Here is a 21,901-nt window from a genome sequence, read left to right on the forward strand (position 1 = left end):
CGGTTGCGCCGGATCAGCCGTCTACAATGCCGATGCGCTGAAGTCGAAACCGAGTTCGGCACCCGGCTGTTGCACGAAATTACCCTGGATCAGGTCCACGCCCATCGTCCACAGCGAGGCCGCAGCTTGCGCGGTCTCGACCTTGGGCGCGATCACCGCACGTCCGCCATCATGGGCGGCACGCACCACCGTGCGCAGCTCCGCAGAGTGCACGACGATGCCGTTGTCGCGAGTGTACTTGTCGGACAGCTTGAGATAGTCGGCCGGAAGCACGCCCAGGAGTTGCAGCGCCGTCAGCCCGCCATCGAACTCGTCGATCACCACGCGCATGCCGAGCTTGCGCACGGCCTCGAAATAAGCCATCGACTCGCGCATCCGGGCGAGCACCTCGCTCAGCTTCAATTCCATGGCCAATGCATCCGGCGGCACCCGGCGCGTCTCCAGCAACTGGCGCAGCCAGGCGATGCGTTCGCCATCCAGGGTGCTCTCCACCGACTGGTTGACGAACAGCCGCACCGGCCGCCCCGCGCGCTTGCGCTCCTCGATCACGCGCAGGCACTTGCCCAGGCACCAGCGGTCAATGGCCGCGACCAGATCGGCGCCGCGCGCAGCATCGATGATGGTTTGCGCGCCGATGATCTCCCCGGAATCGCCACGCAGGCGCAGCAACACTTCGTACTGCTCCTCGCCAGTCGAATGCAAGGAGACGATCGGCTGGAACAGCAACTGGAAACCATCGCCGTCGAGCGCGCGGCGTATGGCCGCGACGAGTTCGCTGCCCGCCGCGGCCAACACCTCGGGGCGATAGACCGCGACATTGCCGCCAGGCAGTGAACTGGCGCGTGCGCAGGCCCGCTCGGCGGCGTTCAGCATGTCGGCGGCATCGGCCATCTGCGGCGTGAATGCGGCAACACCGATGCGCGCCGAAATCGGCACCCGCAGGCGCTCGACCTCGATCTGCTCATGACTCAGGCGCTCGGCCATCTGACGCGCGAGCGTCTCGAGTTCGGCAAGGTCGCGCACCGGACTCAACAGCAGGAAGGAGGAATCGCCATAGCGGGCAGCCAGTTCATCCGGACGCGCGAAACTGGCAATGGTGGCGCTGACCTGGCGCATCACCGGCTCATAGGCCGCCAGCCCGCGCTGTTCGCGCACCGCGTGCGCACCCTCGACCTCGACGAACAGCACGCCGCCGGACTGCTGGCCACGATCCTCGTGCGCCAGCAACTCGTTCAGACGGTCGATGACATAAGTCCGATGGTACAGGCCAGTGGTCGAGTCCTTGGGGTCGAGCACTCGCTTGCGCGCCAGCAGCCGCGCCCGCCTCGCGCGATTGGTGACCGCCGAGATCAGGTACTTGGGACGAATCGGCTTGGCCAGGAAATCGTCGCCGCCGGCAGACAGCGCCTCATAATGCTTTTCCGAATCCTGCTCGCCCGACAGGAACACGATCGGCGTGTTGATGAACTGATCGCGCTAGCGAATGATCGCCGTGAGTTCCATGCCGGTGATGTTCGGCATGTAGAGGTCCATCAACACCAGATCGGGCTTGAAGCGTTCCAACCGGTCGAGGGTCTCCAGCGGCTCGGTGACGGCAAGGGTATCCATGCCCGCCTTGCGCAACACCGATTCGGCGAACATCGCCTGCGAGCGGTCGTCCTCAACGATCATCACGCGGAAAGGATTCTCGCTGTCCGTCTCGACCATTTCGCGGACGCGCAGCGAGGCCTCGTGCGCAGGCATCGGCATCGGAATGAAGGCGTCGACACCTGCGCGCATCGCCTTCAGCCGCGCGTTGAGGTCGTTATGTTCGGAGAAGGCCAGCAGCGGCAGCTTGCCGTTGACGCGCTGGCGAACCCGCTTCACGAACTCGCCCAGGTGCTCGATCTCTTCAAAGAAGCCCGCGTCGATCACGATCAGGTCGGGCGCGAGGGACCCGAGCATCTCCTTGATCTCTTCCGAGCTTTCGAGGCGGTCGACGGCATAACCCAGCTGGCCAAGTGCCTGCGTCAGCTCGCGACCGAAAGGCGCAATGTCCGAGAGATAGAAGATACGGCCGGTCCGCGGCCTGACCACCGGCTTGTCGACGACCGGCTCGGCAGGCGTCGATACGGGTGCGGGAGTCGCCGGCGCGATGGGCTCCGGGCGCACCTGGGTACGTTCGGCCGAATGCGCGGCGTCGAGGGCGAAGACCGAGCCGGCATTGACCAGCCTGGGTTCGCCAGACTCGGCGCTGGCAAAACTGGCGACATCGCGGCTGCCGGGCGCCCAGCCGCTGACGCCTGCCGCATGCGCGGCCGGTGCCTGGCCATGCGTCTCGCTGGTGATCACCGCAACCTCACGGTGACTGAACCTGCGCCAGTACTCCTCCGGCGGCCGCAGCGAACCTGCGCCGAGCAGGTACCCAAACCGTTCCGGCTGCGGAACCAGGAAATCGCGCGCGCTGCGGGTCACCGGTGCCGGCGGCTCCGCCACTGCCATCAGGGTTTCGAGGTGCCCTTCGATCGCGGTGCGGTCCTCGGCCGTGGGCATGCGCAACTGGCGGATCAACGGTTCCAGCAGGCGCTCGACCTGGAACAGCCGCTCGCTCGCGTCGAGCATTCCATAGCGTCCGGCGGCGCCCGCCAGGCCTTGGACATCCTGGTAAAGCAAGGTGACCGTATTGACGTCCCAGACGCCCCGGCAAACACGGTGCCCGCGCTTGCGCACCGCCTCGATTCGTCGCGGCAGATGCTTCAGAAATGCCTGACGCAGCTCGGCGTTTTGCTGGGTGTCATCCTTGGGCAGCACGGCAAGCTCTGGACACGCGGGATCGACCGACTATACCAGCGGGCTCCGGGCACGAAAGCCCGCCAAACGTGGAAGCCACGCGCAGGCTCGCGCCCGCTGTGGATGCATCCTGACCGACGATTGCGAGGGCTGCATGAACGACACCCCGTAGCTGCTTGTCTGGTGGCAAAGGCGGCGTCTATAAGCCCTCTCCCGCCATGCATCGTCCATTCGCGTGAATCGTCTGATGCCTTTACCCAGCGCCTGGCAGCGGCACTCCCGTTCCTTGGGGATGTGAAGAATGGCCAACGCCAACCCCTCGCGTCGTCTCCGGGTAGTCGAGGTAGACCCGGCCGGGCGCTGGCGTTCGCGCCTGTTGGTGGCCGGGCTCTGGCTGGCCAGCCTGGCGCTGGTATGGCTCTGGCTGCGAGCCACCATCGCGCCGCAGTTCAGCGAGGTCTCGCGCGAACTGGCGCAGGCGCGACGCGCGCTCGCGGCGGCGGAAGTGGAGAAAGGCCAGTTGCAGAGGCTGGTCTCGCAGCACGAACGCGGCGAGCAGGTGGCCCGCGGCGCCAATCAGGAGCTGCAGCAGGCCCTGGCGGCGCGCCAGGAGGAAATCGCCTCGCTGCGCAACGACCTCAGCTTCTACCAGCGCCTGATGGAAGGCGGCGCGCAGCAGCCCGGGGTCTCGGTGCACAGCCTCGCGCTGCGCGCTACCGACGACCCACGCGCCTTCCAGTTCGCGCTGACCCTGAGCCAGAATCTCAAGCGCAATCGCCAGGCGAGCGGCAAGGTCGAGATCAGCGTCAGCGGCGCCAACGGCCAGCAGAGCGCGCGGCTGGGGCTCGCGGAACTCGGAGCGGGTCCGTCGCTCGAATTCTCATTCAAGTACTTTCAGCAACTCTCCGGTTTGATCATGCTACCGGAGGGCTTCAAGCCGGCATCGGTGCGCTTGCGCGTGCTGCCCGAAGGCGGCGGCACGGTCGAGCGCGAATTCATGTGGAAGGATGTGGTCATCGAAGGGGACGCGTGATGTTCGGAGACAAGAAGGCTGCACGATCGGCGCCGGCCAGCGGCGGAGCCATCGACGGACTGGTGGGTGAAGGCATGAGCGTGGTCGGCGACGTCAAGTTCTCCGGCACCTTCATCGTCGAAGGCAAGATCAAGGGCACGGTAGTGGCCGAATCCGGTGCAGATGCGGTCCTGCGCCTGCACGAGCGCGGTCAGGTCGATGGCCAGGTCCAGGTGCCGCACGCCGAGATCCACGGCGAGATGCTGGGCGACGTGACCGCGGAGAAGGTGCTGCTGGGCGCCAGCGCAAGGGTGCGCGGGAACGTCTATTACCGCGTGCTGGAGATGGCTGCGGGCGCGCAGGTGAATGGCCAGCTGGTGCACCAGGACGAGCCGCGCAAGCAGCTGCCCAAGCCCGACGCCAAGCCTTGAAAGCGCGGCTGGGCGCCGCCAACTAGTGCTCACGCGCATGGCCGGGCTTGCCCGGCTGCATCACCGAGTCGGGAGACCAGAACAATGACTGCAGCGACCATCGGCGAAAGCCTTCAGTTCACCCAGGCCGCCGCGCGCAAGGTGCGCGAGTTGATGCAGGAAGAGGGTAATCCGGACCTCAAGCTGCGTGTGTACATCCAGGGCGGGGGCTGCTCGGGCTTCCAGTACGGCTTCAGCTTCGAGGCCGACACCCAGGAAGACGACCTCGCGATCGAGACCGACGGGGTGACCCTGCTGGTGGATCCGGTCAGCCTGCAGTACCTCGGCGGCGCCGAGGTGGACTACTCCGAGAGCCTGCAGGGCGCGCAGTTCGTGATCCGCAATCCCAACGCCAAGACCACCTGCGGCTGCGGATCCTCGTTCACGATGTAATCGGCGGGCCTGCGCCCGGGGCGGGAATCGATGGGTTCGGAGCGGCGCAGCGCGTAACTGGTTCTCCGGGCTGCGGCTGGACCGCTCCGGCGAATGGCGCGAGCGGGCCGCACGTGGCGAGATCCCGCTCGATCCTGAGCACGCGAGAGCCTTCTACATCAGCATTCACGGCGAGGTGCTGGTCGATGCCAGCGGTTCCCTGGTGCGCGTGCGCACGCAGGCCGAGCTGGCGGTCGATGAGGAACACCGCTTCGCGCTGGGTGCCGACGCCGGGCAACCGGTGGTGGCGCTGGTGGTCGACGATGAACAGCGGTCGCGCCTGGCTGTCGAAGACCAGCGCTGGAACGACCTGCGCGCGGCCGCGCTGTCGCTGCCGCCCAGCGACGCCGGCCATGCCGCCTACGCCCGCGCCCTGGTCCATTGGCACCAGAAGCACCGCTACTGCGGCCGCTGCGGCGCTTCCACCCGGATCGAACTGGGCGGCCACCGTCGTCGTTGCGGCGCCTGCGGGCTGGAACAGTTCCCGCGCATCGATCCGGCGATCATCGTGCTGGTGGAGAACGCCGGCCGCGTGCTGCTCGGGCGGCAGTCCAGCTGGCCGCCAAGGCGCTACTCGGTGCTCGCCGGCTTCGTCGAGCCCGGCGAGAGCCTGGAAGACGCACTGGTGCGCGAGGTCGAGGAGGAAGCCGGCGTGCACGTGGTCGAATGCGAATACCACTCCTCGCAGCCCTGGCCCTTTCCGGCCAGCCTGATGCTCGGCTTCACCGCACGCACCGACGACACCGATCTGCGCTACGGCGACGAACTCGAGCACGCCGCCTGGTTCAGTGCCGACGAGTTGCGCGATGCCGTGGCCACAGGCGAAATCCGCCTGCCTCCGCCGCTGTCCCTGTCGGCGCGGCTGCTGGAGGACTGGTACGTGGCGAGGACCGGAAGGTCGGCGGGGGAGATCTTGCCGGGCGTTTAGTGCCGGCGTTGCGGGTTGTGGGCGGCACTGGCCAGTTGTGGGTTCTAGGCTATGGGTGTGGGTTGTGGGTTGTGGGTTGTGGGTTGTGGGCGGAAGAGGCAGAAGCCAAAGCCGAAGCCAAAGCCAGGCAACAGCCAAAGCGAAAGGCACTCGGTGGCCGGGCTTGCCCACAACCTACAACCCAGAACCCACAACCGGCACTTGCTGCCCACAACTCACAACCCAGAACCCACAACCAGCCCCGTGGACCGTGCCAGCAATCCACGCCACGCCACGCCACACTATTGACGCGCGCACCCATTCCGCGTCAACTCCGCGGAAACTCACCCTGAGGAAGCTCCATGGCGCTGGCGCTGCTGGCCATCCTGATCGTCCTGGTGCTGGGCACACTGGCGCCGGAGCTGGCGCGGCTGCGGCAGTTCCTGTGGCTGCGTGGCTGGCTCGGCTGGCTGGCGCAGCGGGTGGGCGACCACAGTCTGTGGGCCAGCGAGTTCGGTCTGGCACTGGTGCTGTTGCCGCTGGTGGCGCTGGTTGCGCTAGTCGACTGGACCCTCGGCGGCACGCTGCACGGACTGCTGCGCTTCGTGTTCGCGCTGGTCGTGCTGTACCTGTGCTGGGGGCCGCGCGACCTCGACGAGGATGCGCGCCGGGCGGCGCGCGCCGAGACGGCCGACGACCGCGCCGGCGCGCTGGCCAGCCTCGGCGGCAAGCCCGGCGACAACCCTGTGCGCAGCGGCGACCTGGTCGATGGCGTTTTCGCGGCTGGGTTGACGCGCTGGTTCGGGCCGATGTTCTGGTTCGTCGCCTTCGGCCCCGCCGGTGCGGCGATCTATCGCCTGACGCAACTGCTGGCGCAATCGCCGGAACTGCGCGCCCTGCTCCCGTCCGCCCAGGGCGAGGCCGCCGAGCGCCTGCACGCCGCGCTGGCCTGGCTGCCGGCCCAGCTGATGACCCTGGCGCTGGCGCTGGCATCGGATTTCGACGCGGTCGGCAAGGCCTGGCGCGAGCACCACGAGGCGCACGGCCAGGGCCTGCTGCACCTCGATCTGGGCTTCCTCTCCGCCACTGCGCGCGCCTGCGTGGACCTCGACGACGAGGAGTTCGTCAGCGCCGACGGCAAGCCGATCAGGGACGAAGCCGTCGAAGAAGCCCGCCGCCTGCTGTGGCGCCTGTTGGTCGCATGGCTGGTGATGCTGAGCGTGATCGTGCTGGCTGGCTGGGCTTCCTGAGGGGGGGTTGTGGGCCGGTTGTTGGTTGTTGGTTGTTGGTTGTTGGCAGCGAAGCTGGCATGCCGCGAGCCTGAGGGAACCGATTCTGTCGGCGACCTTTTCCTGGCGGCCGCAGGGAAAGCTCGCGGCTGAAGCCGCTCCCACAGGCTCCCGGCTACCCGGCTCTTGCCGCCAACAACCAACAACCAACAACCGACAACCGGACAAAAGGCCCCCCGCACCCCCGGTGCTATTCTCCGCGTCCCGAATTCCGGCCTGCGCCCCGCGCCATGTCCATCTCCGACCAGCTCAAGCAAAGCGCCCTCGAGTATCACCGGCAATATCCACCGGGCAAGATCAAGGTCACGCCAACCAAGGCGCTGGCGACCCAGCGCGACCTCTCGCTGGCGTACTCGCCGGGCGTCGCTGCGGCCTGCGATGCGATCGTCGCCGATCCGAATGAAGCCTCGGCGCTGACTGCGCGCGGCAACCTGGTGGCGGTGATCAGCAATGGCACCGCGGTGCTGGGCCTGGGCGCGATTGGGCCGCTGGCGGCCAAGCCGGTGATGGAAGGCAAGGGCGTGCTGTTCCAGAAGTTCGCCGGCATCGACGTGTTCGACATCGAGATCGACGAGCGCGACCCGGACAAGCTGGTCGAGATCATCGCCAGCCTGGAGCCCACCTTCGGCGGCATCAACCTCGAGGACATCAAGGCACCGGAGTGCTTCCTGGTCGAGCGCAAGTTGCGCGAGCGGATGAAGATCCCGGTGTTCCACGACGACCAGCACGGCACCGCGATCATCGTCGGCGCGGCGATCGTCAATGCGCTGCATGTGGTCGGCAAGGACATCGGCGAGGTCAAACTGGCGGTGTCCGGCGCCGGCGCGGCGGGCATCGCCTGCCTCGACATGCTGGTGCAACTCGGCATGCGCAAGGAGAACATCCTCGTCGTCGACCGCAAGGGCGTGGTCTACGTCGGCCGCGCCGAAGAAATGGACGCCGACAAGGCGCGCTATGCCCGCGAGACCGCCAAGCGCACGCTGGCCGAGGTGGTCGACGGCGCGGACGTGTTCCTCGGGCTGTCCGCCGGCGGCGTGCTCAAGCCGGAAATGGTGCGCACGATGGCGGCCAACCCGATCATCATGGCGCTGGCCAATCCCAACCCGGAGATCCTGCCGGAGCATGCCCTTGCGGTGCGCCCGGACGCGATCATCGGCACCGGCCGTTCGGACTACCCGAACCAGGTCAACAACGCGCTGTGCTTCCCGTACATCTTCCGCGGCGCGCTGGACGTGGGCGCTACCACCATCACCGAGCCGATGAAACTGGCCTGCGTGCACGCGATCGCCAAGCTGGCGCGCGAGGGCGCGTCGGACGTGGGCGCGGCGGCCTACGGTGGCGAGGTCAAGAGCTTCGGCCGCGACTGCCTGATCCCTCAGCCCTTCGACCCGCGCCTGCTGGTGCGCCTGGCGCCGGCGGTAGCGCAGGCGGCGATGGACTCGGGCGTGGCGACGCGGCCGATCAAGGACATGGAGGCCTATCGCGAGCAGCTGACCCAGTTCATCTTCCGCACCGGAATCCTGATGAAGCCGGTGTTCGACGCGGCGCGGCGCGAGCCCAAGCGGGTGGTCTTCGCCGAGGGCGAGGAAGAAACCATGCTGCGCGCGGTGCAGGCGATCGTCGACGAGGGCTTCGCCAAGCCGATCCTGATCGGGCGGCCGGCGGTGATCGAGCAGCGTATCGCGCGCATGGGACTGTGGATCCGGCCCGGCGAGCACTTCGAGATCACCAACATCGACTCGGATCCGCGCTTCAACGACTACTGGCAGCACTACCACCGGATCATGGAACGGCGCGGAGTCAATCCGGCGACGGCGAAGGCGGTGGTGCGCTCGCGCAGCACCGTGATCGGCGCGCTGATGGTCGAACGCGGCGAGGCCGACGCGATGATCGGCGGCACCATCGGCCGCTTCCAGCGCAAGCTGCAGTACTGCCAGGACATCGTCGGCCTGGAGGGCGATATCGAAGCCCCGGCGGCGATGAGCGCGGTGGCCTGCGACCGCGGCACCTTCTTCTTCCTCGACACCTACGTCAACCCGGACCCGAGCGCCAACGAGCTCGCGCTGGCCACCTGCATGGCGGTCGAACGCCTCAAGCTGTTCGGCATCACCGCCAAGGTGGCGCTGCTGTCGCACTCCAATTTCGGCAGCGAGGACAGCGCGACCAGCCGCAAGATGCGCCAGGTGCTGGAGCTGTTGCGCGAGCGCGCGCCGGAGCTGGAGGTGGAAGGCGAAATGCACGCCGACGCGGCGCTCGACGCCGCGATCCGCGACCGCCTGTTCCCGAACTCGCGGCTGACCGGCCAGGCGAACATGTTCGTGTTCCCCAACCTGGATGCGGCCAACATCTGCTTCAACATGGTGCGCGTGCTCTCCGGCGGCGTGTCGCTGGGGCCGATCGTCATGGGGCTGAAGAAACCCTGTTACATCCTGACCAACTCGGCGACTGTGCGCCGAGTGGTCAACATGACCGCGCTTGCCGTGGTCGAGGCACAGATCCGCCAGCGCGCCGCTGGCTGAAACACCGGCGCCGCGTGCCGGAAGCGCGCGGCGCCGCTCCACTGCAAACGACATCGACAAGGAGTCGCCCATGGGACGTGGCCCGAGTATCGAAGGACGCAAGAACGCCGAGGACGCGCGCCGCGGCAAGCTGTTCACCAAACTGATCCGCGAGATCACCGTCGCCGCGCGCGGCGGCGCCGACCCTGCCACCAACGCGCGCCTGCGCATCGCGGTGGACAAGGCACTGACCGCGAACATGACCAAGGACACCGTAGAGCGCGCGGTCAAGCGCGGTTCCGGTGCCGACGGCAACGACAACATGCAGGAAATCCGCTACGAGGGCTACGGCCCGGGCGGTGTGGCGCTGATCATCGACTGCATGACCGACAACAGCCAGCGCACCGTGGCCGATGTGCGCCACGCGCTCAGCAAGCACGGCGGCAACCTCGGCACCAGCGGCTCGGTGGCCTTCCAGTTCCATCGCCTCGGCGAATTCGTGGTCCCCACGCCCGACGCGGCGGCCGAGGAGAAGCTGCTCGAGGCGGCGCTGGAAGCCGGTGCCGACGATGTGCAGAACGGCGAGGGCCAGAGCACCGTGCTGTGCGCCCCAGCCAGCTTCGAGGCGGTCAAGAAGGGCCTGATTGACGCCGGCACCACGCCTGCCAGCGCAGAAATCGTCTGGCGTCCGGAGAACCGGGTGGCCGTCAGCGGCGAAGTTGAAGAGACCCTGCTCGATCTGATCGACTGGCTGGAAGAACTCGACGATGTGCAGGAGGTCTTTCACAACGCTCATCTGACCAGTTCCGCAGAGGATTGAAGTTGGTTGTGCAGATGAGCGTCAGGACGGTATCTGCCTAACCCCTCCCCATCCCTCCCCGACATCGGGGAGGGAGTGCGCACGAACCGGACCTCTCGCAAGATCGCAGTCTGTATTTCTGGACGCAAAGGACGCAAAGTAGAGCGAACGCAAAACAGCGCCTGGTATCCAGGGCAGTTGCAAGTTAGCGTCCTTTCCGTCTCTTTGCGTCCTTTGCGTACTCAATCACAGGGTCGTCGTTCTATGCAGACAGACAAACCCCAAGGAGATTCCCCCATGTCGATCAAGCCCAAGAGCCACATCGAAATTACCATCGAGTCGATGAAGGTGTTCCTCAACGACGGTCAGCTCGACATCGCGGAGCTGAATTTCCTGCTCGGCATCGCGCTGCGCGATGGCGGGATCAACGAGGACGAGCGCCGCGTGCTGAAGAACATCATCGCCCAGGCGGAGAAGTCACCGCTGGACCCTTCCACCCGCGCGCATATCGAGCAGGTCAAGTCCGAGTACGACCTCGGTTGACTGCCCCGCGCGGCCCGCGGGCCGCGGCGCGAACTTGACTGATCCAGCGCCACCGGGCAGGGTCCACGCATCGCGTGAATCCTGGCCCGGAACATGATCGGACGCCTGCGCGGCATCCTCGCCGCCAAACAGCCCCCTGCCCTGCTGCTCGACGTCGCCGGCGTCGGCTACGAGGTGGAGGCGCCGATGAGCACCTTCTACGAGCTGCCGGAACTCGGCCGCGAAGTGACCCTGCTCACCCACCTGGCGATCAAGGAAGATGCGCACACGCTCTACGGCTTCGCCTCCGAGGCCGAGCGCGGGCTGTTCCGCAACCTGATCAAGGTTTCCGGCATCGGCGCCAAGACCGCGCTGTCGATCCTCTCCGGCGCCAGCGCGGACGAGTTCGCACGGCTGATCCAGCGCGCGGACCTGGCCGCGCTGCAACGCATCCCCGGCATCGGCAAGAAGACCGCCGAACGCCTGGTGGTGGAGATGAAGGACAAGGTCGGCGCCGGCGGTGCAACGGCCTTGCCCGGTGCGCGCGGCGCGGTGCCGGCCGATCCGGTGGCCGAGGCCAGCGTGGCGCTGCAGGCGCTGGGCTACAAGCCCGCCGAGGTCAGCAAGCTGGTGGCCGCGGCCGCGGCGCCCGGCGACAACGCCGAGGCGATCATCCGCAAGGCGCTCAAGAGCGCGCTGCGCAGCGGATGATGCAATGACCCTGGACGCCTTCATCGTGTTGCTGGTGCTGGTGGCCGCGATGGTCGGCTTCATCCAGGACCGCTATCCGACCGAGGGCATCGCGCTGGCCGCTCTGCTGGCGCTCACCCTGAGCGGCATTCTCAATGTGCGCGAGGCCTTGAGCGGCTTCGCCAACGAGGCCACGGTCACGGTGGCCTGCATGTTCGTACTCAGCGCCGGATTGATGCGCAGCGGCGCGCTGGGGCGCATCGGTCGCTTCCTGCTGCGCTTCGGCACCACCCGCTTCCGACTGTCGGTGCTGACCACGATGACCGCCGGCCCAGTGTCGGCCTTCATCAACAACACGGCGGCGGTGGCGGTGTTCCTGCCGCTGATCCTGGAGGCGGCCGAGCGCAACAAGATCTCGCCATCGAAGCTGCTGATCCCGCTGTCCTACGCCACCCAGTTCGGCGGCGTGTGTACCCTGATCGGCACCTCGACCAACCTGCTGGTGTCCTCGCTCGCGGTATCTTCGGGCATGACGGCGCTCGGCATGTTCACGCCGACGCCACTGGGCGTGATCCTGTTTGTGGTCGGCGTGGCCTACCTGCTGGTCGTCGCACCCTTTCTGCTGCCGTCCCGGCGCAGCGCGGAAGTGATGACGCAATACGGACTGACCGACTACCTGGCGGAGTTGCGCGTAGACCTCGGCAGCAAATGCGCCGGCCAGTCGCTGCGCACCAGCGAGGTGGAACTGCGCCACGGCGTGCGCATCATCGAAGTGCTGCGCGGCGAGGCGAAGGTGCTGGCGCCCGCCGACCTCAAGCTGAAGCCGGATGATCTGTTGCTGGTGCAGGGCCCGGCGCAGAATCTGTTCGCCCTGCGCGAGTCGCTCGGTCTGACCATGACCCCGCACTACCAGCCCAAGCTGGAGTTGCTGGAGAGCGGCGACATCGAAGTGGTCGAAGCGCTGATCCCGCCCGATTCGCGCTTCGCTGGCGACACCATCGCGCGGCTGCGCATGCACCTGCACCAGAACGCGCTGGTGCTGGCGCTGCACCGGCGCGGCACCTCGATCCGCGAGAAGCTCGGCAGCGTGACCGTGGCGGTGGGCGATGCGCTGTTGCTGCTGGTGCGGCGGGACGAGTTGCCGGACCTGCGCCGCGAGGGCGATCTGATCCTGGTCGAACGTTCGGCGCGTCCTGCCGCCACCCGCCAGGGGCGCGCAGCGATGGCAATCGCGATTGCTGTCATCGGTAGCGCAGCGCTCGACCTGGTGCCGATCGCAATCGGTTCGCTGGCCGGCATCCTGCTGATGGTGATGACCCGCGTGCTGACGCTGGAGGAGGCCTATGCGGCGATCCACTGGCGCGTGGTGGCGGTGCTGGCGGCGATGATTCCGCTGGGCCTGGCGATGGACAAGAGCGGCCTCGCCAGCCTGCTGGTCGGGCAACTGGTGTCGCTGACCTCGACCGACACACCATGGATGGCGCTGGCGATGGTTTACCTGACTACCGCACTGCTGACCGAGTTCATGAGCAACAACGGCACCGCGGTGCTGCTGGCGCCGATCGCGATCTCGCTGGCGCGCGCGCTGGACGTGGATCCGATGCCCTTCCTGATGGCCGTGATGTTCGCCGCATCGACCAGTTTCTCCACCCCGGTCGGCTACCAGACCAATTTGATGGTTTACAACGCCGGCGGTTACCGCTTCCGCGATTTCCTGCGCGTGGGCATCCCGCTGAACCTGCTGTTCTTCGTCGTCTCGGTGGCGCTGATCCCGCGCATCTGGCCGTTCTGACGCAATGCCGGGCCTGGCACGTACGCTTTCAAAACTCGGCATCTGCTCGCGCAGCGAGGCGGAGCGCCGCGTGCGCGAGGGCCGCGTACGGGTGGACGGACGCGTGGTCGGCGATCCGGAGCGCTCGTTTCCCGCCAGTGCCCGGATCGAGATCGACGGCCAGCCGCTCGCGCCGCCGCGCCGGGTCTACCTGATGCTCAACAAGCCGCGCGGCCTGGTGACCACCGCCGCCGACGAGCGCGGGCGCGACACCGTCTACCGCTGCCTCGAAGGACTCGACCTGCCGTGGGTGGCGCCCGTGGGTCGCCTGGATCAGGCCAGCGAAGGCCTGCTGCTGCTCGCCAACGATCCCGAATGGGCGGCGCGCATCACCGATCCGACGCATGCGCTGCACAAGACCTACCACGTGCAGGTCGACCGCGTGCCGGACGAGGCACTGCTGGCCGCCTTGCGTGCCGGCGCCGTTGACCGCGGTGAGCGCCTGGGTGCGGTCGATGTGCAGCTGCTGCGCCACGGCCAGCGCAACGCCTGGCTCGCAATCACCCTGGACGAGGGCCGCAACCGCCAGATCCGGCGCCTGCTCGAGGCGCACGGCCTGCGCACGCTGCGGCTGGTGCGGGTGGCCATCGGCGGGCTGGCATTGGGCGACCTGGCAAAGGGCGCGGTGCGCGCACTGGATGACGCGGACCTGGCGCGTATCGGTTGAATCGCCCGGGCCGGATCAGACCTGCGGCGCCGCGCCGTCGGTGCGCTCGTAGTTTGCGTACGACTTCTCTTCCACCAGGGCCGACCCCAGGCGGGTGTTGAGATCGCGCTTGAGTTTCGCGCGCACATCGTTGGTGAAATAGACCGCGCGCGCCAGTTCGATGAACTCGGCGTCGAACAGGCCCGCGCGCTCCTTGTCGCGGATCCGGTCTTCGATGTCCCACAGCTCACCGTTGATCTTGCGCAGCCCTTCCCATAGGTCGTCGATGGGCTGGAGGCGGCTGGCCGGATGCGCGCTCCAGGTGGCCAGCAATGCATCCAGCTCCCGACGCACGTTCGCCACCTTGGCCGCATCGGCGATGCGCTCGGCCTTGATCTGAAGAATGCTGATCTTGTCGATCAGTTCGCCGTAGGACACCGGCGCCAGCAGTTCGCTCATGGAATACTCCTGCACAAGGCGGCGGATCATACGAGCATGCGGGCGACGATGGACTCACGACCGCTCGTCGGTTTGCCGCATCCAGACGCCCGTTCGCCGGCATAGCGCTGGAATCCGGCTCCGGACAAAGACCCCATGCCCCAGGTCGAGCAGCGATCCGCCCAGCAACTTGCCACGGTCAACCGGATTGCGCGCATTGCCATCGAGGATCTGGAGCTGCGGCCGATGCTGCAGCGGATCGTCGACACCCTGAAGGTGGAGTACGGCTGGGAGTTCGTTGCCTGCGCCACCATCGATCAAGCGGACGGGAGTTTTGTCTGCGAAGCTGTCGCGGGTGAACTGGAGAGCGAGGTCAAGGTCGGCTACCGGCGTGCGCTCGGCAGCGGGGTGGTCGGCCGCTGCGCCGCCACTGGCCAGACCTTCGACATCGAGGATGCGCGCAATCACCCGGAGGTCATCGACACCCTGAACGGCACCGGATCAGAGTTGTGCGTACCGGTGGTCCATCGTGGTGAAGTGCTTGCGGTGCTGAATGCGGAGAGCCGCGCAGTCGGCGCATTTCGCGGCCAGCGCGCGCTGCTGGAAACGGTCGCCGACCAGATCGCGGGCGTGTTGCGAGCTGCCCGACTGCATGCGGAATTGCAGCGCGCGCATGCGCAGCTGCAGTCGGCCTATCGCACCCTCGACGGCATTGCCCGGCGCGACAGCCTGACCGGCCTCGGCAACCGCCGTTGGTTCGACGAGCGCTTGCGCGAACGCATGGCACGCACGCGGACGGACGACCAGCCACTGGCCCTGTTGCTGTTCGATGTCGATCATTTCAAAGCCTACAACGACCACTACGGCCATCCCGCTGGCGACGCCTGCCTGCGCGTGTTGGGCGCGTTGACTGCCGGACTGTTCGATGTGGGTGAGCAGCGTGCAGCGCGCTACGGCGGCGAGGAGTTCACCGTGATCCTGACCGGCGCCGATGCAGTCGCGGCGATGGATCGGGCGGAGCAGTTACGCGCGATGATCGAGGCACGCGCCCTGCCACATGCCCGCGCACCGCTGGGCCGCGTGACCATCAGCATCGGCGCCGCGCGCTTGCGCCCGGGCGAGGATGCGCAATCGCTGATCACCCGCTGCGACGCCGCGCTGTATGCCGCCAAGGGCGCCGGACGCAATCACGTGAGCGGCAACGATTGACCTGCATCAGGCCGAAAATGGCGCCAGCACAGCGGGCCTGGCGCCCCTCAGTGCCCAATCCGCCACCGCCTCCCCCACCGCCGCCGAGTGTTTGAAGCCGTGGCCGGAGCAGGCCGAGACCACGATCGGACCGCTGCCCGGCAGGCGATCGATCCAGAAGCGCGCGCCGGGCGCCTCGGTGTAGAGGCAGGTGGCGGCGCGCAGGCTGCGCGGCTGGACGCCACGCAGGCGGTCCCGCACATGCCGCTGGTACATCGCATCGGTCTGCGCGTCGCTGACCACACGGTCCACAGCATCCGGATCGCAGTCCGCGTGCGCTTCGGTCGCCACCTTGACCCCGCCGCCCAGATCCGGGAAGCCGTAATAGACCTCGCCCTCGCCCGGCCCCCAGTTCCAGATGAAGATCGGGAAGCGATCCTCGCGATAGTCCTCGCGCGCGTCGGCATCGAACCAGTGCAGCACCTGGCGCGTGACCCGCAGCGCCGGCGCCGGGACGATGCCCGGCAGCCAGGCGCCGAGACAGAAGACCGCAGTGCCGGGGTGGTAAGTCGCACGGTCGGTCTCGATCACCATGCCGCCCGCCTCCTGGCGCCAGCCCAGGAGGCGTTCGCCGGTGTGGATCTGTGCCCCGCGGGCCTGTGCCTGCGCGAGTTGCGCGGCGACGCAGGCCTCCGGGCGCAGGTAGCCGGCTTCGGGCTCGAAATAGCCGCGCTCGTTGCCGCAAAGGCCGAACTGCGGCCAGCGCGCGGCGATGCCGGCCGCATCCAGCAGCTCGTGGGCGATGCCGTGGGCCCGGGCCACCGCGACCGTACTGTCGAAGAAATTGCGCTGGCCGTGCATCGGGCTGGCCTCGCCGCTGCCCATCACCAGGCCGCCGCAGGCGCGGTACAACGATTCGCCGCTTTGCGATTCCAGTTCGCGCCAGAGCATGTGGGAACGCCGCACCAGCGGCACGTATTCGGCACCCTCGCCCACTGCCAGCCGGGTGATCCGGCTCTCACCGTGGGTGGATCCGTGGGTGTGCGGCGGCGCGTGGCGGTCGATGCCGAGCACCGTCGCACCCTGCCCTGCAGCGTGCATCAGCGTGGCGCTGCCCATCGCGCCCAGGCCCATGACCAGGATGTCGGGCGCGAGAGCGCTCATGGCGCGTCGCTCAGCACCGGCGCCCGGCGCGCGCGGCTGGCCTGCTCGAAGGCGTGCGCGATGGAGATCAGCCTGGCCTCGCTCCAGGCGGCGCCGAAGAAGGAAACACCCACGGGCAGGCCATGCACCAGGCCCGCCGGCACCGTCACGTTGGGATAGCCGGCGACCGCCGCCAGGGTGGAGCTGCCGCCGCCGAAATGGTCGCCGTTGACATGGTCGGTGACCCAGGCCGGGCCGTTGGTCGGGGCCAGCAGCGCGTCCAGCCGGTGTTTTTTCAGTGCGGCGTCGATACCCTGCGGGCCGGCCAGTCGGCGGGCGCGCTGCTGCGCCTGGCAGTAGGCGCGTTCGCCCAGCGGGCCCTTGGCCTGCGACTGCAGCAGCAGTTCCTGGCCGAACCACGGCATCACCGTCTCGGCGTGTGCGGTGTTGAACTCGATCAGTGCCGCCAGCGACGCGACCGGCGCGCGGCTGTCCTGGAGGTAACGGTTGAGGCCGTCCTTGAACTCGTACAGCAGCACCTCGAACTCGGCGGCGCCAATCCCCTGGGTGTCGATCGCGACCGGATCGACCAGCACGGCGCCGGCCTCGCGCAGCAGCGCCAACTGGCGTTCCATCAGCGCATCGACCTCCGGGTGGAAGCCGAACTCCTGGCGCAGCACGCCGATGCGCACGCCGCGCAGGCTGGCCGTTGCCAGCCCGGCGGTGTAATCGGCGCGGTGGCGGTCTGCCTGCGCGGTGGCGGGATCGGCGGCGTCGGAGCCGGCCAGCACCGTCAGCAGGGCCGCGGCGTCGGCGACGCTGCGCGCCATCGGGCCGGCGGTGTCCTGGCTGGCCGAGATCGGGATGATGCCGGCGCGGCTGACCAGGCCGACGGTCGGTTTGATCCCGACCAGGCCGTTGGCGCCCGACGGGCAGACGATCGAGCCGTCGGTCTCGGTGCCCACGCCCACCAGCGCGAAATCCGCCGCGATGGCCGCCCCAGTGCCGGAACTGGAACCGCAGGGATTGCGCGCAGGGTCATGCGGATTGCGCGTCTGTCCGCCGGCGCTGCTCCAGCCGCTGCTGGACCGGGTCGAGCGGAAGTTGGCCCACTCGCTGAGGTTGGTCTTGCCGAGGATCACCGCGCCGGCCCCACGCAGCCGGGTGACGATGGTGGCATCGCGCGGCGGCCGGTGGCCCGCCAGCGCCAGCGAGCCCGCCGTGGTCGGCAGGTCGGCGGTATCGATGTTGTCCTTGAGCAGCACCGGCACGCCGTGCAGCGGCCCGCGCACCTTTCCAGCCGCGCGCTCGGCGTCCAGCGCACGCGCCTGGGCCAGCGCGGTGGGATCGAGCGCGATCAGCGCGTTGATCCGCGGGCCGGCATCGTCGTAGCGCTCGATCCGCGCGAGGTAATGCCGCACCAGTTCGCGGCTGCTCAGCTCGCCCGCCGCCATCCGCTGCTGCGCCCCGGCAACGTCGAGCTCGTCGAGGTCCGCACCCGCGACGGGCTGCGCGATCGCCAGCAGCAGCGACACGATGACAACGATGCGCGAGCTCATGCCGGGTTCCCGATTGCGTCCGATCCGGCGACGATATGGGCTTTCAACCCCTGCGCCAATCGAAAACATGCTCGTTCGGGTGCGCGGCCTCGCGGGCGCAGATCCGGCGGACGGGCTGGAGAGGCAGGGAAGAGATTTTTGTCCGCAAAGGACGCGAAGGACGCAAAGGAAAGCCAACAGATCAGGCGGTTGGCCGGGGACCCGGAAGTCCGTTGCGCTCAGGTCGCCCTGCCCCCTCTCTTTTTGCTCTCTTTGCGTCCTTTGCGTCCTTTGCGGACCAATCTGCTTCTCATTCACTTCCCGGGCGCACCCGCGACCTCCGGCACTTGCCTTTGCCGCGCGACCGGCGAGACTCCGCGACTCGCCCTGATCCGGAGCCGCGCCGATGATCCGTTCCGCACTCGTGTGCCTGCTCGCCGCCAGCAGCTCAGCCAGCGCCGGCGATGCCTGGTACCGCGAGCCCGCGCTGCGCGGCGAGACCGTCGTATTCGTCGCCGAGGGCGATCTGTGGACGGCGCCGGTCAGCGGCGGCAGCGCGCGCCGGCTGACGACGCACCCGGCGCAGGAGGGCCAGCCCGCGCTGTCGCCGGACGGCCGCGAGGTGGCCTTCGTGGCGAGTTACGACGGCGCACCGGAGGTCTACGTGATGCCGTTGGCCGGCGGCACCCCGCGCCAGCTCAGCTTCGACGGCGGGCGCATCGCGCTGCAGGGCTATACGCCCGCGGGCGAGCTGATGTACGCCAGCGACGCGGCGGTCGGCCCCACCCACTACCGCGTGCTGCGCCTGGTGGATCCGGCCAGCGGACGCAGCCGCGATCTGCCGCTGGCGGACGCCAACCAGGGCAGTTTCGACGCGAGCGGCGAGCGCCTGTGGTTCACCCGCTTCGGCCTGCACATCAGCACCGACAACGCGCTCGATTACCGCGGCGGCGCGATGGCGCGGCTGTACGCCTTTGACACTGGCAAGTCGGCCGAGGCACGCGCGCTGGCGGCCGACTGGAATGCCAATGTCTCGCGCCCGATGTGGTGGCAGGGCCGCGTTTACGCGCTTGCCGACGCCTCAGGCCGGCCCAACTTGTGGTCGCTGTCCGAGGACGGCAGCGAGCGCAAGGCGCTCACCGCGCACAGCGACTTCGATGTGCGCTCGCCCAGCCTGGACGCCGGGCGGATCGTCTACCAGCTCGCCGCCGACTTGCGCCTGTATGACATCGCGAGCGGCCGCGACGCGCCGATCCCGATCCAGCTCGTTTCCGACTTCGAGCAGCGCCTGCCGCGCTGGATCAAGACGCCGCTGGCCTTCGCCGAAACCGTGCGCATCGCGCCGGCCGGCGATACCGTGGCAGTGGTGGCGCGCGGCCGCGCCACGCTCGCGAGCACCGGCAAGCGGCGGCGGATCGACCTCGCCGTGCCCGGCGAGGCGCGCATCCGCGAGGCGGTGCCGGGCTTCGACGGCAGCCGCGTGATCGCGATCCTCGACCATGACGGCAAGAGCGAGATCTGGTCCTTCCCGGCCGATGGCAGCGGCCCGGGCAAGCGCCTGGTGGCGGACGAGTCGGTGCATCGCTGGCGCCTGTACCCGTCTCCGGACGGGCGCTGGCTGGCGCACGACGACAAGCAGGGCCGGCTCTCCTTGCTGGACCTCGAGAAAGGCAGCAACCGGGTGCTGGAACAGGCCGAGTTCGGTCGCGACGATCCCTACGCGGCGGTGGTCTGGTCGCCCGACGGCAAGTACCTCGCGCTGGCGCGCCCGGACACCGCGCAGCAGCGCAGCCAGATCGTGCTGCTGCCGGTGGCCGGCGGCAAAGCGCAGACCCTGACCAGCGACCGCTACGAGTCCTTCGCGCCGGCCTTCACCCCGGATGGGCGCTGGCTGTACTTCCTGTCCAACCGCAATTTCGAGCCGACGCCGGGCGCGCCCTGGGGCGACCGCAACACCGGGCCGATGTTCGACAAGCGCGCGCGGATCTACGCGCTGGCGCTGCAACCCGGCCTACGCTTCCCGTTCGCGCCGCGCGACGAACTGATGCCGGCGGCACAGGAGCCGGCGAAGGACGCCAAGCCGGCGCTTCCGGCGATCGATCTCGCCGGCCTGCGCGAGCGCCTGTACGACGTGCCGGTGCCGGGCGGCAACTACTACGCCCTGCTCGCGCACGCCGAGCGCCTGTACCTGCTGGAGCGCGACGCCGGCGCGCGCGCGCAACCGCGGCTGGCCAGCCTGGCCTACGCTGCGGAAGCGCCGAAAGTCGAGCCGCTGGCCGAGAACGTGCGCGACTTCGCGCTGTCGGCGGATGGCAAGCGCATGTTGATCGTCCGCTCCGGTGCGGATGGATCGGGCATCGGCGAGATCCTGCTCGGCGACAGCGCTGCCAAGCTCCCGGACAAGCCGGACGCGGCGCAGGTGCGGATCGCCGACTGGAGCTTCGAGATCGATCCGCAGGCCGAATGGCGCCAGATGTTCGTCGACGCCTGGCGCATGCACCGCCAGTTCTCCTTCGACCCGGCGATGCGCGGCGCCGATTGGGATGCCCTGCGCCTGCGCTTTGCGACGCTGCTGCCGCGCGTCGCCGACCGCGCCGACCTCGACGATTTGCTGGCGCAGCTCTCGGCCGAGCACGGCATCCTCCACTCGCAGGTGCGCGGCGCCGAGTTGCGCAAAGACGCCGAGGCGCCGGTCACCGCCTTCCTCGGCGCACGCCTGGCGGTGGACGACGCCGGCGTGCGGATCGAGCACATCTATCGCACCGATCCGGAATTGCCGGCCGAATGCGCGCCGCTGCAGCAGCCGGGCGTGGAGGCGCAGGAAGGCGACCGCCTGCTGGCGATCAACGGCCGCGCGGTGCGCAGCGCCGGCGACGTGGCCCGCGCGCTGCGCCAGCAGGCTGGCCAGCAGGTGCTGCTGACACTGCAGCGCGGCAGCGCCGCGGCCCATCGCACGGTGGTGGTGCCGGTGCCGGCCGACCGCGACGCCGCGCTGCGTTACCTCGACTGGGTCCAAGGCCGCGCCGAGGCGGTGGCCAAGGCCTCCGGCGGGCGCATCGGTTACCTCCACCTGCGCGCGATGACGGCGGGCGACATGGCCGCCTTCGTGCGCGACTTCTACGCCCAGCTGGACCGCGACGGGTTGATCGTCGACGTGCGCCGCAACCGCGGCGGCAACATCGATTCCTGGGTGATCGACCGATTGATGCGCCGCGCCTGGGCCTACTGGCATCCGCCGGGCACGGTTCCGCAATGGAACCAGCAGCAGAGCTATCGCGGCCACCTCGCGGTGCTTTCGGACCAGTTTACCTACTCCGACGGCGAGACCTTTGCCGCCGGGATCAAGGCACTGGGGCTCGCGCCGGTGATCGGCAAGCGCACCAGCGGCGCCGGCATCTGGCTATCGGATCGCAACAGCCTGGTCGATGGCGGCATCGCGCGCGTCGCCGAGTTCGGCCAGTTCGACGCAAAGGGCCGCTGGCTCATCGAAGTTCAGGGTGTGGCGCCCGATATCGAGGTCGACAACCCGCCCTACGCCACCGCCACCGGCGGCGACGCCCAGTTGCAGGCGGCCATCGACTACCTGAAGAAGCGATTTGCCGAGGCGCCGGTGACCCAGCCTGCGACTCAGCCAATTCCGCCGCGCGGGGTGCCGGGGCACGATGGGTCGCGCTGAGGGCAGGCAAGCAGGAGCGGGGCAAGGGGAAAGGGGCAAGGGACCCGCCACAG

The 21,901-nt window shown here is 68.5% G+C and carries 18 protein-coding genes; 13 read left to right on the forward strand and 5 right to left on the reverse strand.

Annotation, left to right across the window (positions count from 1 at the left end; translation table 11 throughout):
• Nucleotides 1–21 precede the first annotated feature (21 nt).
• Together IPK27_02505 and IPK27_02510 are read right to left on the reverse strand one after the other, a co-directional pair.
• Complete coding sequence (locus tag IPK27_02505; protein ID MBK8066525.1) at nt 22–1,449, reverse strand: phosphodiesterase; 1,428 nt, start codon at nt 1,447–1,449, stop codon at nt 22–24.
• Nucleotides 1,450–1,476: 27 nt separating this feature from the next.
• Nucleotides 1,477–2,790, reverse strand: coding sequence for a response regulator (locus IPK27_02510; GenBank protein MBK8066526.1), 1,314 nt, complete (start codon nt 2,788–2,790; stop codon nt 1,477–1,479).
• Nucleotides 2,791–3,070: 280 nt separating this feature from the next.
• Between IPK27_02510 and IPK27_02515 the strand changes: the two genes are divergently transcribed.
• The 11 genes from IPK27_02515 (at nt 3,071) to IPK27_02565 (ending at nt 13,886) form a co-directional block, all read left to right on the forward strand.
• The gene (locus IPK27_02515) at nt 3,071–3,802 is read left to right on the forward strand and encodes a hypothetical protein (GenBank protein MBK8066527.1); all 732 of its coding nucleotides are present in this window, start codon (nt 3,071–3,073) and stop codon (nt 3,800–3,802) included.
• A complete protein-coding gene (locus tag IPK27_02520) occupies nt 3,802–4,212 on the forward strand; it encodes a polymer-forming cytoskeletal protein (GenBank protein ID MBK8066528.1) in 411 nt (136 codons plus the stop codon). The genes IPK27_02515 and IPK27_02520 overlap by 1 nt, the downstream gene beginning before the upstream one ends.
• A gap of 84 nt (nt 4,213–4,296) precedes the next feature.
• Nucleotides 4,297–4,644 carry an iron-sulfur cluster insertion protein ErpA gene (gene erpA, locus IPK27_02525; protein MBK8066529.1) on the forward strand — a complete coding sequence of 116 codons (348 nt, stop codon included), beginning with the start codon at nt 4,297–4,299 and terminating at the stop codon, nt 4,642–4,644.
• A 175-nt stretch (nt 4,645–4,819) separates the two neighbouring features.
• Nucleotides 4,820–5,611 carry an NAD(+) diphosphatase gene (nudC, locus tag IPK27_02530; GenBank protein ID MBK8066530.1) on the forward strand — a complete coding sequence of 264 codons (792 nt, stop codon included), beginning with the start codon at nt 4,820–4,822 and terminating at the stop codon, nt 5,609–5,611.
• 341 nt (nt 5,612–5,952) lie between these two features.
• Nucleotides 5,953–6,840: a hypothetical protein gene (locus tag IPK27_02535; protein MBK8066531.1), complete on the forward strand. Its 888-nt coding sequence runs from the start codon at nt 5,953–5,955 to the stop codon at nt 6,838–6,840.
• A 275-nt stretch (nt 6,841–7,115) separates the two neighbouring features.
• A complete protein-coding gene (locus IPK27_02540; GenBank protein ID MBK8066532.1) occupies nt 7,116–9,398 on the forward strand; it encodes an NADP-dependent malic enzyme in 2,283 nt (760 codons plus the stop codon).
• Nucleotides 9,399–9,468: 70 nt separating this feature from the next.
• Nucleotides 9,469–10,197: a YebC/PmpR family DNA-binding transcriptional regulator gene (locus tag IPK27_02545; GenBank protein MBK8066533.1), complete on the forward strand. Its 729-nt coding sequence runs from the start codon at nt 9,469–9,471 to the stop codon at nt 10,195–10,197.
• Between the two features lie 276 nt (nt 10,198–10,473).
• Entirely contained in the window at nt 10,474–10,719 is a 246-nt protein-coding gene (locus IPK27_02550; protein MBK8066534.1) for a hypothetical protein, read from the forward strand.
• A 93-nt stretch (nt 10,720–10,812) separates the two neighbouring features.
• On the forward strand, nt 10,813–11,409 hold the full coding sequence (ruvA, locus tag IPK27_02555) for a Holliday junction branch migration protein RuvA (protein ID MBK8066535.1): 597 nt from the start codon (nt 10,813–10,815) through the stop codon (nt 11,407–11,409).
• A gap of 4 nt (nt 11,410–11,413) precedes the next feature.
• Nucleotides 11,414–13,180, forward strand: coding sequence for an anion permease (locus IPK27_02560; GenBank protein MBK8066536.1), 1,767 nt, complete (start codon nt 11,414–11,416; stop codon nt 13,178–13,180).
• A 4-nt stretch (nt 13,181–13,184) separates the two neighbouring features.
• Entirely contained in the window at nt 13,185–13,886 is a 702-nt protein-coding gene (locus tag IPK27_02565; protein ID MBK8066537.1) for an rRNA pseudouridine synthase, read from the forward strand.
• Between the two features lie 15 nt (nt 13,887–13,901).
• On the opposite strand, the gene IPK27_02570 is transcribed toward IPK27_02565, so the two are convergent.
• Nucleotides 13,902–14,324, reverse strand: a complete 423-nt coding sequence (locus IPK27_02570; GenBank protein MBK8066538.1) for a hypothetical protein — start codon at nt 14,322–14,324, stop codon at nt 13,902–13,904.
• A 135-nt stretch (nt 14,325–14,459) separates the two neighbouring features.
• On the opposite strand from IPK27_02570, the gene IPK27_02575 reads away from it, so the two are divergent.
• Entirely contained in the window at nt 14,460–15,512 is a 1,053-nt protein-coding gene (locus IPK27_02575; protein ID MBK8066539.1) for a sensor domain-containing diguanylate cyclase, read from the forward strand.
• Nucleotides 15,513–15,518: 6 nt separating this feature from the next.
• On the opposite strand, the gene solA is transcribed toward IPK27_02575, so the two are convergent.
• Together solA and IPK27_02585 are read right to left on the reverse strand one after the other, a co-directional pair.
• A complete protein-coding gene (gene solA / locus IPK27_02580; protein ID MBK8066540.1) occupies nt 15,519–16,655 on the reverse strand; it encodes an N-methyl-L-tryptophan oxidase in 1,137 nt (378 codons plus the stop codon).
• Nucleotides 16,652–18,193: an amidase gene (locus tag IPK27_02585; protein ID MBK8066541.1), complete on the reverse strand. Its 1,542-nt coding sequence runs from the start codon at nt 18,191–18,193 to the stop codon at nt 16,652–16,654. The genes solA and IPK27_02585 overlap by 4 nt, the downstream gene beginning before the upstream one ends.
• Before the next feature lie 385 nt (nt 18,194–18,578).
• Between IPK27_02585 and IPK27_02590 the strand changes: the two genes are divergently transcribed.
• Nucleotides 18,579–21,848 (forward strand): PD40 domain-containing protein, encoded by a 3,270-nt coding sequence (locus IPK27_02590; protein ID MBK8066542.1) that lies wholly within the window; start codon nt 18,579–18,581, stop codon nt 21,846–21,848.
• Nucleotides 21,849–21,901 lie beyond the last annotated feature (53 nt).

The sequence above is a fragment of the Rhodanobacteraceae bacterium genome (assembly GCA_016713135.1).
Classification (GTDB): Bacteria; Pseudomonadota; Gammaproteobacteria; order Xanthomonadales; family SZUA-5; genus JADKFD01.

Coding starts and splice junctions, on each gene's coding strand:
- ruvA (MBK8066535.1), top strand. CDS start 10,813: ATGATCGGACGCCTGCGCGGCATCCTCGCCGCCAAACAGCCCCCTGCC.
- IPK27_02550 (MBK8066534.1), top strand. CDS start 10,474: ATGTCGATCAAGCCCAAGAGCCACATCGAAATTACCATCGAGTCGATG.
- IPK27_02570 (MBK8066538.1), bottom strand. CDS start 14,324: ATGAGCGAACTGCTGGCGCCGGTGTCCTACGGCGAACTGATCGACAAG.
- IPK27_02520 (MBK8066528.1), top strand. CDS start 3,802: ATGTTCGGAGACAAGAAGGCTGCACGATCGGCGCCGGCCAGCGGCGGA.
- erpA (MBK8066529.1), top strand. CDS start 4,297: ATGACTGCAGCGACCATCGGCGAAAGCCTTCAGTTCACCCAGGCCGCC.
- IPK27_02575 (MBK8066539.1), top strand. CDS start 14,460: ATGCCCCAGGTCGAGCAGCGATCCGCCCAGCAACTTGCCACGGTCAAC.
- IPK27_02560 (MBK8066536.1), top strand. CDS start 11,414: ATGACCCTGGACGCCTTCATCGTGTTGCTGGTGCTGGTGGCCGCGATG.
- IPK27_02565 (MBK8066537.1), top strand. CDS start 13,185: ATGCCGGGCCTGGCACGTACGCTTTCAAAACTCGGCATCTGCTCGCGC.
- IPK27_02535 (MBK8066531.1), top strand. CDS start 5,953: ATGGCGCTGGCGCTGCTGGCCATCCTGATCGTCCTGGTGCTGGGCACA.
- IPK27_02590 (MBK8066542.1), top strand. CDS start 18,579: ATGATCCGTTCCGCACTCGTGTGCCTGCTCGCCGCCAGCAGCTCAGCC.
- solA (MBK8066540.1), bottom strand. CDS start 16,655: ATGAGCGCTCTCGCGCCCGACATCCTGGTCATGGGCCTGGGCGCGATG.
- IPK27_02585 (MBK8066541.1), bottom strand. CDS start 18,193: ATGAGCTCGCGCATCGTTGTCATCGTGTCGCTGCTGCTGGCGATCGCG.
- IPK27_02545 (MBK8066533.1), top strand. CDS start 9,469: ATGGGACGTGGCCCGAGTATCGAAGGACGCAAGAACGCCGAGGACGCG.
- IPK27_02515 (MBK8066527.1), top strand. CDS start 3,071: ATGGCCAACGCCAACCCCTCGCGTCGTCTCCGGGTAGTCGAGGTAGAC.